This is a genomic window from Massilia sp. S19_KUP03_FR1 (assembly GCF_036688685.1).
Lineage (GTDB): Bacteria > Pseudomonadota > Gammaproteobacteria > Burkholderiales > Burkholderiaceae_D > JALYUM01.
This window is the reverse complement of record NZ_JAQQPS010000012.1, coordinates 181,339-193,214: the sequence shown is the minus strand read 5'-3', so window position 1 is coordinate 193,214 and position 11,876 is coordinate 181,339. Positions and strand designations below refer to the sequence as shown.

Sequence of the window (11,876 nt, the reverse complement as noted above, 5' to 3'; positions counted from 1 at the left end):
CGGAGGGACTCGAACCCCCACACCCGAAGGCACATGGACCTGAACCATGCGCGTCTACCAATTCCGCCACGTGGGCACTGATACTGCTACAACATTTACTGCTTACTGCATTTACTAACTTTACTGCTTGCGGAAATAAATCCGGTAGTTGGTGCCCACGGAGGGACTCGAACCCCCACACCCGAAGGCACATGGACCTGAACCATGCGCGTCTACCAATTCCGCCACGTGGGCATTGTGTTACACCTGCTATCTGCAGCAAATTATTCCTTGCCGCCGACTTGTGCTATCATATCAGGCTTTGTAGTTTTGCGCCAGATTAACTTCTTGCACTACTTTTTAATCTGGTTGAAACTGCATTACCGACATGCTGCATTTCTCTCTGCGTATCACCCTGAATCGAGTTGGGTTGCCGCGAAAGACCGAGATTATAGCGCAGCGTTTTCAAATGTCAAAGCCTACATTTTGAATGGGCGCATCCATGCCGCGTTAGGCGAAACGGGTAGTCCTCCGTTACACTACGCCTGTCTACGTTGTCAATCTCACTCCAAGAAAAAACGATTTGAAGCAACCTACCTATACTATTCCAAGCCGCGAGGAAATCCTCGCCGTCTTCCGCGAGTCCGCGGGTCCGCTCGATGCCACTGCGCTGGTGCTTGCGCTCGGCGTCGATCCCGATGCCGCAGAAGTGCTCACGCGCCGCCTGAATGCCATGGAGCGCGACGGCCAATTGCAGGGCGACCGCACCGGCGTCTTCACGCTGGCACAGGAAACCGGCTTCATCGCCGGCAAAGTCAGCGCGCACCGCGACGGCTTCGGCTTCGTCATCCCGGATGACAATTCCGGCGATCTCTTCCTCAACGACAAAGAAATGCAGAAAGTGCTGCATGGCGATCGCGTGATGGCGAAAGTCACGGGCATGGACCGCCGTGGCCGCCCTGAGGGCACCATCGTCGAAGTCGTGGCACGCGCCAATACGCACGTGATTGGGCGCCTGCTCAATGAAGACGGCGTCTGGAAAGTCGCACCGGAAGACCAGCGCATCGCGATGGATATCCTGATCGTCGGCAAGCCTGGCAAAGCCAAGGCCGGGCAGGTCGTCAGTGTCGAACTGATCGAGCAGCCGGCCCGCTTCAAGCAGCCGACCGGCACTGTCCACGAGATCCTCGGCGAGCTCGACGATCCTGGCATGGAAATCGAAATTGCCGTGCGCAAGTTCGGCGTGCCCCACGTCTTCTCTGCCGCCGCACTCAAGCAGGCGAATAAACTGCCGGGCCAGGTAACGGATGCCGACCTGGCCGACCGCGTCGACCTGCGCGACGTGCCGATGGTCACCATCGACGGCGAAGACGCGCGCGACTTCGACGATGCCGTGTATTGCGAGCCGGTGAAAATCGGCCGCGCCAAGGGTTTCCGCCTGATCGTCGCGATTGCCGACGTGTCGCATTACGTGAAGCCGAACGATGCGCTCGACGTCGACGCCATCGAGCGCAGCACGTCGGTGTATTTCCCGCGCCGCGTGATCCCGATGCTGCCGGAAAAGCTGTCGAATGGCCTGTGTTCGCTGAACCCGGCTGTGGATCGGCTTACCCTGGTCTGCGATGCCGTCGTCACCGCCACCGGTGAAGTCAAGGCTTACCAGTTCTACCCGGCCGTGATTCACTCGGCCGCGCGCCTGACGTATAACCAGGTGGCCGACATGCTGGCCAACCCGGACGGTGCCGAAGCGAAGAGCCGCCCGACCATCGTGCCGCACCTGCTCAACCTGAACAGCGTGTTCCACGCGCTGCTGCAGGAACGCCAGAAGCGCGGTGCAATCGATTTCGAAACCACGGAAACGTATATCGTCTGCAACCCGCAGGGCAAGATCGAACAGATCGTGCCGCGCACCCGCAACGATGCTCACCGCCTGATCGAAGAGTGCATGCTGGCCGCGAACGTCTGCGCCGCCGACCTTCTGATCCGCAACAAGCATCCGGGCGCGTTCCGCATCCACGCCACGCCGACCGAAGAAAAGCTGAAACAGCTGCACACTTTCCTCAAGCAGGCTGGTTTGACATTAAACGGCGGCGACAAGCCATCGGCCGGCGACTACGCCGCGCTGATGCAGCAAATCAAACAGCGTCCCGATGCGGCCCTGCTGCAGACCATGCTGCTGCGCTCGATGCAGCAGGCAGTCTACAGCCCGGACAATATCGGCCACTTCGGCCTGGCGTACGACGCGTATGCGCACTTCACCAGCCCGATCCGCCGCTATCCCGACTTGCTGACGCACCGCGCCATCAAGGCGATTTTGCTGGGCAAAAAATACGAGCCGAAAGGCATCGACCTCGCCAGCCTGAACACCAATGTATCGAACGCCACGCGCAAGCAGAAGGCCAAAGATAAATTGCAGGGCAAGGAGAAGCAGGAAAAAGATCTCACCATCTGGGATGCGCTCGGTGTCCATTGCTCGGCCAACGAACGGCGTGCCGATGAAGCCTCGCGCGACGTCGAAGCCTGGCTCAAGTGTTATTTCGTGCAGGACAAGATCGGTGAAGAATTCACCGGCATGGTCGTGGGCGTGACCACTTTCGGCATCTTCGTGCAGCTCGACGAACTGTATGTCGAAGGCCTGGTCCACATTACCGAGCTGGGCGCTGATTTCTTCCAGTACGACGAAGGCCGGCATGAATTGCGCGGCGAGCGCACTGGCAAGAAATTCCAGCTGACCGACAAAGTCACGGTGCAAGTGGCCCGCGTCGACATGGAAGCGCGAAAAATCGATCTGGTGCTGTCGGGCGAGAGCGTGACGCTGCCGGCCGAGGGTGCATCGGTGCCGAAGAGCGCTGCCCACAAGGCGCAGGAAGCCAAGCCGGGCCGTTCGCGCCAGCCGAAAGAGTCGTCAGGTAAATCGCGTTATGAGCTCGATACGAGTTCAAAGCCACAAGATCGTCAGCCGTCGAATACCCGCAACTCAAGCAAGAGAAGAAGCAAGAAATGAAGAACAAAATGATTTTCGGCTTCCACGCCGTGGTTTCGCGCCTGCGGCACGAAGCCTCGTCGGTGGAAGAAATTTTCGTCGATGCGGGTCGTGACGACCGCCGTATGAAAGACCTGATCGCTGGTGCCAAAGCGGCCGGCGTACGGGTCATGCCGGTCGACTCGGCGCGCCTGGATAAAATTGTCGGCACCCGCCGTCACCAGGGCGTGATCGCCTTTGCCAGCCAGTTGTCGCTGGCGCGTAATCTCGATGAACTGTTGGACGCAATCGAGGGCCCGCCATTGCTGCTGATCCTCGACGGCATCACCGACCCGCACAACCTCGGCGCCTGTCTGCGCGTGGCCGACGGTGTCGGCGCTCACGCAGTCATCGTGCCGAAAGACCGCGCGGTGGGCTTGAACGCCACCGCCGCCAAGGTTGCCAGCGGCGCGGCCGAGACGGTGCCGTACATCACGGTGACGAATCTGGCGCGCACGATGCGCGAGCTCAAAGAGCGCAATATCCTGTTGATCGGCACCTCCGACGATGCCGACCGCGGTTTGTATGCGGCCGACTTCACCGGGCCGGCTGCGCTGGTGATGGGTTCGGAAGGCGAGGGCATGCGCCGCCTCACGCGCGAGACCTGCGATGTGCTGGTCAGCATTCCGATGTTCGGCTCGGTCGAGAGTCTGAACGTGTCCGTCGCGTCGGGCGTCTGCCTGTTCGAGGCGCGGCGCCAGCGCATGGCGCTGGAAGGCGTGACCGGGTAAAGCGTATCGTCTCCGCCATGCAGGCGGAGACGCATCGCCCTATTCAACATCCTCGTATTGCCCCTGCTATCAGCGCATCGTTCTCCGATGCGCTACCATGCTTGTCTTGTAATTGATTCCACGTCCCCATGTTTGCCAAGCTGCGCGAAGACATCCACGCCATCATTGAACGCGATCCTGCCGCCCGCAACGCCTGGGAAGTCTTCACCTGCTATCCCGGCTTCCACGCCATCCTGATGCATAGCTGGGCCCACGCATGCTGGCGCGCCGGGTTCAAATGGATCGGCCGCTTCATCGCCTATGTCGCCCGCATCATCACTGGCATTGAAATCCACCCCGGCGCCCTCATCGGCCGGCGCGTCTTCATCGACCATGGCTTCGGCGTCGTCATCGGCGAAACGGCCGTGGTGGGCGACGACTGCACCATCTATCAAGGCGTGACTTTGGGCGGCACCAAGCTGGTGGCCGGCACCAAGCGCCATCCGACGCTCGAGCGCGGTGTCATTGTCGGTGCCGGCGCGCAGGTGCTGGGCGCCTTCACTGTCGGCGAGTTCGCCAAGGTGGGTTCGAATGCGGTGGTCATCAAGCCGGTGCCGGCGGGCGCGACGGCAGTCGGCAACCCGGCCCACATCGTGCGCAAGGAAGAGCAAACCCGCAGCGAAAAACTGTTCAGCGCTTACGGCGTTTCGCCCGAGGGCGATGATCCGCTGTCGAAGGCCCTGCACGGCCTGATCAACCACGTGGCGCGCCAGGATGAGCAGATCGAACGGCTCGCCGCGACCATCAAGGCAGCCGGCATCGCCTGCCCGAATTTAATCATCAACGATAAACTCGACTCGGCCAGGCTGAACCGCCTGGTCGATTAAGGAAGCTATGACTGAAGAAATCGATCTGGATCCGTTTGAAATTCGCGTGCTGGCTGTCCTGGCCGAAAAAGAAGCCCTCACGCCCGACAGCTATCCGATGACCTTGAACGGCTTGATGAACGGCTGCAACCAGCTCTCGAGCCGCGACCCGGTCATGCAGCTGTCCGAGGAAACGGTTTATGACGTTTTGCAGAGGCTGATGCAAAGGAAGCTGGTCAACGGCGTCACGCAGGCGGGCGCGCGCGTGGCGAAGTACGAACACCGGCTGCGCATCAAGTACACGCTCGAGCAGGACAAGCTGGCAGTGTTGACCATCCTGATGCTGCGCGGGCTGCAAACGTCTGGCGAAATCCGAACCCGCAGCGGCCGCGTGCACGAATTCAAATCGGTTGAGGCGGTGGAGGCGGCGCTGCAATTTTTGATCGACAAATACCCGCCGCTGGTGGCCAAGCTGCCGGTCGCATCGGGCGCCAAAGAGCCGCGCTATGGGCAGCTTCTGGGCGGCGAGGGAGCACTAGCACGCGAGGAATCGGCGTTTGGCACGGTGGCGCCATCGGGAGGGCGCATCGGTCAACTTGAGCAGGAGGTCGCCAGCCTGCGCGCCGAGGTGGCCGAACTGAGGGCCCAGTTCGACACCTTTAAACGCCAGTTTGAATAAAAAAGGGAAGCCAACCGGCTTCCCTTTTGCTTAACCTTCGTCGCGCCAGCGCCGCATGCGGATGGCCACGAAGATCATTGCGATGCCCGCCGCGGCACCGAGCCATACACCTGGCGTCGTCAGCGTCATCCAGGATTGCTGGAACACGGTGTCAAGCTCGATGCCGTGCTCGCCTGGCCGCATGGCGACCGTGTGCTGGCTTAGGGAGAACCAGATCCCCGGCACCAGCCCGCCCAGGCCGCGGCTGACCACTTCCTTGGCGATATAGCTCAGGCTGCTTTCCGTGGTGGCTTGGCCGGTGACGATGAAGTCCACCCAGCGCACCATGACCAGCGCGATGACCGGTACGCCGATCGCCCACAAAAATACTTTCGATTTGGCCCAGCTCGACACCATCAGCAGCCAGCCGATCGTCGGCAGCGCCCACAGCACATACACTGGCAGCATCCCGAGCAGGAACAGCGGCGCCAGGTACAGCGCCGGCGTGGCCAGCAGCGCGCCGAACAGATTCACGCCATTGAACGCCAGCAGCACACCGAGGATGATCAGCAGGGACAAGGACATGGCCAGCGCAGCGGCCATGGTAATGACCGGCCCGACCACTGCAGCGGTGAGCACCTTCGAGAACACCGTCATCTGGTCCGACATCGGCAGTGACTTCCAGAACAGCACGCTGCGGTCGCGCCGTTCATCGTACAGCGCTGACAGGCAATAGAAGAACAGCGTGAAGGCCAGCATGATGAACAATGGCATGGCAGTGGCCAGGTAACTGTTGGCGGCCACTTGCACGATCTGCGCGCGCATTTCGGCCGGCATCTCGCTGAGCATGGTGGTGTGCAGGATGCGCCCGTTCACGCTGGCGTTCACATTCAGGTTGTGCGACAGCATGCCATAGCCCGCACTGCCGGCTGTGAACAGCAGCAGGATCGCGGCGACGATGGCCGGCGCCCAGAACAGCGAACCCTTGTGCTCCCAGATCTCGCGGCGGAGCATCCACTGTAAGGTTTTCATGCGTAGCTTCCTTTCATGGTCGCGACGAACAGATCGGCGACGCTGGGGTTACGGGTCTCGCCGAGGGTGGCCAGCTGCGAGCGGGCGACGCCGTCGAACAGCATCACGGATTTGCCGAACACGGTGCGCTGGTCGATCGGCGAGAGCGCATTCGCAGCGACCACCTTGTCGGCCTGCACCATGACTTCGGTATAGCGCTCGCCCACTTCATCCATCGTGGCGGCCAGCACGATCTTGCCTTCGCGGATGAACATCAGGTCGGTGAGGATGTGCTCGACTTCCTCGACCTGGTGAGTCGTGATGATGATCGTCTTGTTTTCGTCAAAATAGTCTTCCAGCAGATTCTGGTAAAACTGCTTGCGGTACAGGATGTCCAGGCCCAGCGTCGGCTCGTCGAGCACCAGCAGTTTGGCATCGATGGCCATGACCAGCGCCAGGTGCAGCTGCACGATCATGCCCTTCGACATGGCGCGCACTTTCATGTCCGGCGTGAGCTTGGTGATGGCGAGATAGCGCTCGGCTTTCTTGCGGTCGAAGCGCGGGTGCACGCCGGCCACGAAATCGATGGCGTCGCCCACTTTTAACCAGCGCGGCAGGATGGCTACGTCGGCAATGAAGCAGACATCCTGCATCAGGGCGTCGCGCTCGGTACGCGGGTCGTGGCCCAGCACCGACAGGCTGCCTTCAAACGGGATCAGACCCAGCGCAGCTTTCAGGGTGGTGGTTTTGCCGGAGCCGTTCGGGCCAATCAGGCCGACGATGCGCCCTGCCGGAATATCGAAGTCGATGCCGTCGAGGGCGACATGCTTGCCGTAGCGCTTGCTCAGGCCGCGCGCCGTCATGACGGCGCTCATGCCGCACCTCCCGTTTGGGCTACGCGCAGCAATTCCTCCACGTTCAGACCCAGGCGGCGGATGCGTTCGATCATGGCGGGCCACTCTTCGCGCACAAACCGTTCGCGTTCGCTGGCCAGCAGTTTTTCGCTTGCTCCCTCAGTAACATACATGCCGATTCCCCTTCTTTTTTCTACGAGATTGTCGTCGACCAGTTCCTGATACGCCTTGGAAACGGTAATTGGATTGAGTTGGTATTCTGCCGCGATCTGGCGCACCGAGGGCAATGCGTCGCCGGCGCGCAACACGCCGTCGAGCATCATGCCCACGACCCGCTCCTTTAGCTGGCGGTAGATCGGGGTATTGTCGTTCCAGCCGATATTCATGCCTGGTCCTTTGTCGTTAAGTGTTTTGATGCAGTGGTGTTGTATTGAAGTATAACAGTGGTGCGCAGCGTGTCAAACAGAATCGTGTGCATACCGATTACAAGGTGGTGCCGTCCAGTGCGTGCCGGGTGATGGCGCCGGCGCCGTCGACCGCGATCCAGCCGCCGCGTTCGGGGGCGGCGTCGAGTTCCCAGTCGGGCAGCACGAAGCGGCGCTGAGCACCGTCAAGGTGTAGCGCCGGGCGGTGCGTATGGCCGTGGATGATGGTGTCGGCGCGGGTGGCTGCGTGCAGGGCGTCGATGGCGCCAGGCGTGACGTCCATGATGGCGTCGGCTTTCATCGTGTGCGCCTCGCGGCTGCCTGCGCGCATGCCGGCGATGATGCCCTTGCGCTGCGCCAGCGGCATGGCCAGGAACTGCTGCTGCCAGGCCGGTTGGCGCACCTGCGCGCGAAACGCCATGTAATTCGTGTCCATCGTGCATTCGGCGTCGCCGTGTACCAGTGCGATGCGCTGGCCGGCAATGTCGATGACGTGGGGTTCTTGCAGCAGGGTCAGGCCGGCCGCGTCGGCAAAGTCGTGGCCGACCAGAAAATCGCGGTTGCCGGCAATCCAGAACACGGCAACGCCCGCGTCGGAGACGGCACGCAGTGCGGCGATGATGGTGCGGTGGAAGGGGTCGAGGATGTCGTCATCGCCGGCCCAGTACTCGAACAGGTCGCCGAGTAAATACAGTTGTCGCGCTGCAGCCGCGCGCTCCGCGAGAAAACGCAGAAAGGCGGCGGCCGTGACCGGGTGCGAAGCCTGCAGGTGCAGGTCGGAGACGAACAGCGCGACGGCGCGCTCTGGAATAGGCATGAGCGCGCTGCTTGACTTAGATGACTTCGGCTTTTTCGATGATGACCGGATCGCTAGGGACGTCCGAGAACATGCCGCTGCGGCCGGTTTTGACCTTGTTGATCAGGTCGACGATGTCGGCGCCTTCGGTGACTTTGCCGAATACGGCGTAGCCCCAGCCGTCCTGGCCTGGATAGTCGAGGAAGCTATTGTTCTTGGTGTTGATGAAAAACTGGGCCGAGGCCGAATGCGGGTCCGAGGTACGGGCCATGGCGACCGTGTACTTGTCATTTTTGAGGCCATTCTTGGCTTCGTTTTCGACGGTGGCGCCGGTTGGCTTTTGCTTCATGGTGGCGTCGAAACCGCCGCCCTGGATCATGAAGTCACCGATCACGCGGTGAAAAATCGTGTTGTCGTAGTGGCCCTTGGCGACGTAGTCGAGGAAGTTGGCGACGCTTTTCGGTGCTTTTTCGGCGTCCAGTTCCAGCGTGATGTTGCCTTTGTTCGTGGTAATCAATACGGCCATGATGATGTCCTGTTCAAAAATTGATGGGTAGCGGATGCTGGCGGAACGTTATTTTACAGGCTTGGCGGCGCCCACGATGGTGGCCGACTGAATCACGATCGGCACCACCGGCACATTCTGCTGGCCGCGGATGTCGTCGACCACCACGCCCTTGATTTTATCGACCACCTCCTGGCCCGAAATCACCTTGCCGAAGACCGCGTAGCCGGAGCCGTCGCGGCCCGGATAATCGAGCGCCGCGTTCTCGCCGACATTGATGAAGAACTGTGAGGTGGCCGAATCGTGCACGTTGGTGCGCGCCATGGCGATCGAATACGGGACGTTTTTCAGGCCGTTATCGGACTCGTTTTTGATCGGCTTGCCGGTCTTCTTGTCGGTCATTTTGACGTCGTAGCCGCCGCCCTGGATCATGAAGCCGTCAATCACGCGGTGAAAAATCGTGCCCTTATAAAAGCCGGATTTCACGTACTGCAGGAAGTTGGCAACGGTTTTCGGTGCGTGCTGCGGGTCGAGTTCGAGGACGATCTCGCCCATCGAGGTCTTGAGCGACACCTGCGGCAGATCGGCGGCGTAAGCGCTCGAGGCGACGGTGGAAGACAGTGCCAGGCCGCACAGGACGGCAGTGAAAGCCTGGATCAGGGTGCGGCGCGGGACGTTTGTCATGGTGTGCTGGGTTCCTTTCGGTGGACATGGCGCAAGGTGCTGTCAACCCTTTGACGCAAAAATAAACCTGAACCGTATGCATCCGGGTGAGATTTTATCAATGCTATACTTTGCGCAGAACGTCCCATTCTATCAAATAAGAACAGCACGAAGGGGCGTGACGATCTCGTTGCAGACGCCGTTTTCCCGGTGCGCGCCTCCGCGGCGCCCGCGCCCGGCTGCGTTGTTGCCGAAATTTGCCGCAGTCTGCAAACGCCGTCACGTCCCTTCAACTAAGGCAAGCCACTCATGAGCCAATTGAAGGTCTACAACACGCTTGCGCGTGACAAGCAGGTATTCGTCCCCATCGAAGCAGGCAAGGTACGCATGTACGTTTGCGGCATGACGATTTACGATTACTGCCACATCGGTCACGCGCGCATGATGATGGCCTTCGATGTCATTTACCGCTGGCTGAAGGTGTCGGGTTACGACGTCACCTACGTGCGCAACATCACTGACATTGAAGACAAGATCATCAAGCGCGCCGTCGAGAATGGCGAAACGCTGTCCAGCCTGACGACCCGCTTCGCCCGCTACATGGACGAGGACACGGCCGCGCTCGGCATCCTGCCGCCCGACAAGTCGCCGCGCGCCACCGAGTACGTGCCGCAAATGTTGGCGATCATCGAGACGCTCGAGCAAAAAGACCTGGCCTACAAGGGCACAGACGGCGACGTCAATTACGCCGTGCGCAACTTCCCCGGGTACGGCAAATTGTCCGGCAAATCGCTGGACGACCTGCGCGCCGGCGAACGCGTCGAGGTCAACACCGGCAAGCGCGACCCGCTCGACTTCGTGCTGTGGAAAGCATCCAAGGAATCCGAGCCGGCCGAAGTCAAATGGCCCTCGAAATGGGGCAGCGGCCGCCCGGGCTGGCATATCGAATGCTCGGCCATGGCATGCGCCATGCTGGGCGAGCATTTCGACATCCACGGCGGCGGCGCCGATTTGCAATTCCCGCACCACGAAAACGAGATTGCCCAGTCGGAAGGCGCATTCGGCGCGCCGATGGTCAACTACTGGATCCACAACGGCTTTGTGCGCGTCGACAATGAGAAAATGTCCAAGTCTCTGGGCAATTTCTTCACCATTCGCGATGTACTGAAAAAATACGACGCCGAAGTCGTGCGTTTCTTCATCCTGCGCGCCCACTACCGCAGCCCGTTGAACTATTCGGACGCGCACCTGGACGACGCGAAGACGGCGCTGGCACGTCTCTACACCGCGCTGGCCGAAGTCGATGCCGGCAGCGACGTCAAGGTCGACTGGGAAGAAGCGCATGCCCTGCGCTTCCGCGAAGCGATGGACGACGACTTCAATACCCCGATGGCCTTGGCCGAACTGTTCGACCTGGCGTCGAGCATCAACCGCAGCAAGTCAAGCGCGGAAGCGGCCCAGCTGAAAGCGCTGGCCGCAGTGCTCGGTTTGCTCGAACGTGCGCCGCAGGACTTCCTGCGCGCCGGCGGCAGCGAGCAGGGCAGCGTCGATGAAGCCGCCATCGGGCAGCAGATTGCCGCGCGCGCCGCGGCCAAGAAAGCGCGCGACTTCGCAGCGTCCGACCGCATTCGCGCCGAACTGCTGGCAGTGGGCATCATCCTCGAAGACAAGCCGGACGGCAGCACCAACTGGCGTCGTGCATGATGGCTCTGGGTAAAGAAATCGCCGGCGCTGCAGCCGTGCCGCTCGAAGTGCCGTCCTACTGGGAAGAGGCCAAGCTCGAGCTCATGAAGCGCGACCGCATCATGAAAAAACTCATCCCCCTGTTTGGCGACCTGCACCTGGTCGGTCACCCGGACCCGTTCACCACGCTGGCGCGCTCGCTGATTGGCCAGCAGGTCACGCCGAAAGCGGCCGACGCGGCCTGGGGCAAGCTGCTGGTGTGCTGCCCCAAGCTGACTCCGGCGAATGTCGCCAAGGCCGGCGCCGAGCAACTGTCCGCGTGCGGCCTGTCCAAGCGCAAGACCGAATACATCCTCGACCTGGCCGACAATTTCAAGGCCAAAAAAGTCCACCCGAACCTGTGGGCCGGGATGGACGACGAAGCCGTCATCGCCGAACTGGTGCAAATCCGCGGCGTGACGCGCTGGACCGCCGAGATGTTTCTCATCTTCAATTTGCTGCGCCCGAACGTGTTGCCGCTGGACGACCCTGGCCTGACGCAGGGGATCAGCCGCAATTATTTCTCGGGGGAACCAGTCTCGCGCAGCGATGCGCGCGAAGTTTCCGCCAACTGGGAACCATGGCGAACAGTGGCGACGTGGTACTTATGGCGTAGCCTTGATCCGGTTGCAGTAGAATAGCCGCCGTACCTGAATGCTGATCCT

General features: G+C 61.0%; 12 protein-coding genes and 1 tRNA gene. 6 read left to right on the top strand and 7 right to left on the bottom strand.

Annotated features, from left to right (window positions below; all coding sequences use genetic code 11):
• Positions 1 to 149 precede the first annotated feature (149 nt).
• A tRNA-Leu gene (locus tag V6M87_RS15260) sits at positions 150 to 234 on the bottom strand.
• A 328-nt stretch (positions 235 to 562) separates the two neighbouring features.
• Here V6M87_RS15260 and rnr point away from each other — a divergent pair.
• The 4 genes from rnr (at position 563) to V6M87_RS15240 (ending at position 5,256) form a co-directional block, all read left to right on the top strand.
• Positions 563 to 2,983 carry a ribonuclease R gene (gene rnr / locus V6M87_RS15255; RefSeq protein ID WP_332877495.1) on the top strand — a complete coding sequence of 807 codons (2,421 nt, stop codon included), beginning with the start codon at positions 563 to 565 and terminating at the stop codon, positions 2,981 to 2,983.
• The gene (gene rlmB, locus V6M87_RS15250) at positions 2,980 to 3,732 is read left to right on the top strand and encodes a 23S rRNA (guanosine(2251)-2'-O)-methyltransferase RlmB (protein WP_332877494.1); all 753 of its coding nucleotides are present in this window, start codon (positions 2,980 to 2,982) and stop codon (positions 3,730 to 3,732) included. The genes rnr and rlmB overlap by 4 nt, the downstream gene beginning before the upstream one ends.
• 128 nt (positions 3,733 to 3,860) lie before the next feature.
• Complete coding sequence (gene cysE / locus V6M87_RS15245; RefSeq protein WP_332877493.1) at positions 3,861 to 4,598, top strand: serine O-acetyltransferase; 738 nt, start codon at positions 3,861 to 3,863, stop codon at positions 4,596 to 4,598.
• Positions 4,599 to 4,605: 7 nt separating this feature from the next.
• Positions 4,606 to 5,256, top strand: a complete 651-nt coding sequence (locus V6M87_RS15240) for a YceH family protein (RefSeq protein ID WP_332877492.1) — start codon at positions 4,606 to 4,608, stop codon at positions 5,254 to 5,256.
• Positions 5,257 to 5,286: 30 nt separating this feature from the next.
• On the opposite strand, the gene V6M87_RS15235 is transcribed toward V6M87_RS15240, so the two are convergent.
• From V6M87_RS15235 to V6M87_RS15210, 6 genes are all read right to left on the bottom strand, one after another.
• Positions 5,287 to 6,267, bottom strand: coding sequence for a hypothetical protein (locus V6M87_RS15235; RefSeq protein WP_332877491.1), 981 nt, complete (start codon positions 6,265 to 6,267; stop codon positions 5,287 to 5,289).
• The gene (locus tag V6M87_RS15230) at positions 6,264 to 7,121 is read right to left on the bottom strand and encodes an ABC transporter ATP-binding protein (protein WP_332877490.1); all 858 of its coding nucleotides are present in this window, start codon (positions 7,119 to 7,121) and stop codon (positions 6,264 to 6,266) included. The genes V6M87_RS15235 and V6M87_RS15230 overlap by 4 nt, the downstream gene beginning before the upstream one ends.
• The gene (locus tag V6M87_RS15225; protein WP_332877489.1) at positions 7,118 to 7,486 is read right to left on the bottom strand and encodes a GntR family transcriptional regulator; all 369 of its coding nucleotides are present in this window, start codon (positions 7,484 to 7,486) and stop codon (positions 7,118 to 7,120) included. The genes V6M87_RS15230 and V6M87_RS15225 overlap by 4 nt, the downstream gene beginning before the upstream one ends.
• A gap of 97 nt (positions 7,487 to 7,583) precedes the next feature.
• Positions 7,584 to 8,342: a UDP-2,3-diacylglucosamine diphosphatase gene (locus V6M87_RS15220; protein ID WP_332877488.1), complete on the bottom strand. Its 759-nt coding sequence runs from the start codon at positions 8,340 to 8,342 to the stop codon at positions 7,584 to 7,586.
• Positions 8,343 to 8,358: 16 nt separating this feature from the next.
• Complete coding sequence (locus V6M87_RS15215) at positions 8,359 to 8,847, bottom strand: peptidylprolyl isomerase (RefSeq protein WP_332877487.1); 489 nt, start codon at positions 8,845 to 8,847, stop codon at positions 8,359 to 8,361.
• 48 nt (positions 8,848 to 8,895) lie between these two features.
• On the bottom strand, positions 8,896 to 9,510 hold the full coding sequence (locus V6M87_RS15210) for a peptidylprolyl isomerase (protein WP_332877486.1): 615 nt from the start codon (positions 9,508 to 9,510) through the stop codon (positions 8,896 to 8,898).
• A 288-nt stretch (positions 9,511 to 9,798) separates the two neighbouring features.
• On the opposite strand from V6M87_RS15210, the gene cysS reads away from it, so the two are divergent.
• Positions 9,799 to 11,193 carry a cysteine--tRNA ligase gene (gene cysS / locus V6M87_RS15205; RefSeq protein ID WP_332877485.1) on the top strand — a complete coding sequence of 465 codons (1,395 nt, stop codon included), beginning with the start codon at positions 9,799 to 9,801 and terminating at the stop codon, positions 11,191 to 11,193.
• Positions 11,193 to 11,852, top strand: a complete 660-nt coding sequence (locus V6M87_RS15200) for a DNA-3-methyladenine glycosylase family protein (protein WP_332877501.1) — start codon at positions 11,193 to 11,195, stop codon at positions 11,850 to 11,852. Before cysS ends, V6M87_RS15200 begins: the two co-directional genes overlap by 1 nt.
• Positions 11,853 to 11,876: the final 24 nt, after the last annotated feature.

Excerpts from the sequence above, each read along its gene's own strand:
- V6M87_RS15200 (WP_332877501.1), top strand. The coding sequence starts at position 11,193 with ATGGCTCTGGGTAAAGAAATCGCCGGCGCTGCAGCCGTGCCGCTCGAA.
- V6M87_RS15225 (WP_332877489.1), bottom strand. The coding sequence starts at position 7,486 with ATGAATATCGGCTGGAACGACAATACCCCGATCTACCGCCAGCTAAAG.
- V6M87_RS15215 (WP_332877487.1), bottom strand. The coding sequence starts at position 8,847 with ATGGCCGTATTGATTACCACGAACAAAGGCAACATCACGCTGGAACTG.
- V6M87_RS15210 (WP_332877486.1), bottom strand. The coding sequence starts at position 9,510 with ATGACAAACGTCCCGCGCCGCACCCTGATCCAGGCTTTCACTGCCGTC.
- V6M87_RS15220 (WP_332877488.1), bottom strand. The coding sequence starts at position 8,342 with ATGCCTATTCCAGAGCGCGCCGTCGCGCTGTTCGTCTCCGACCTGCAC.
- V6M87_RS15230 (WP_332877490.1), bottom strand. The coding sequence starts at position 7,121 with ATGAGCGCCGTCATGACGGCGCGCGGCCTGAGCAAGCGCTACGGCAAG.
- cysS (WP_332877485.1), top strand. The coding sequence starts at position 9,799 with ATGAGCCAATTGAAGGTCTACAACACGCTTGCGCGTGACAAGCAGGTA.
- V6M87_RS15240 (WP_332877492.1), top strand. The coding sequence starts at position 4,606 with ATGACTGAAGAAATCGATCTGGATCCGTTTGAAATTCGCGTGCTGGCT.
- rlmB (WP_332877494.1), top strand. The coding sequence starts at position 2,980 with ATGAAGAACAAAATGATTTTCGGCTTCCACGCCGTGGTTTCGCGCCTG.
- V6M87_RS15235 (WP_332877491.1), bottom strand. The coding sequence starts at position 6,267 with ATGAAAACCTTACAGTGGATGCTCCGCCGCGAGATCTGGGAGCACAAG.
- cysE (WP_332877493.1), top strand. The coding sequence starts at position 3,861 with ATGTTTGCCAAGCTGCGCGAAGACATCCACGCCATCATTGAACGCGAT.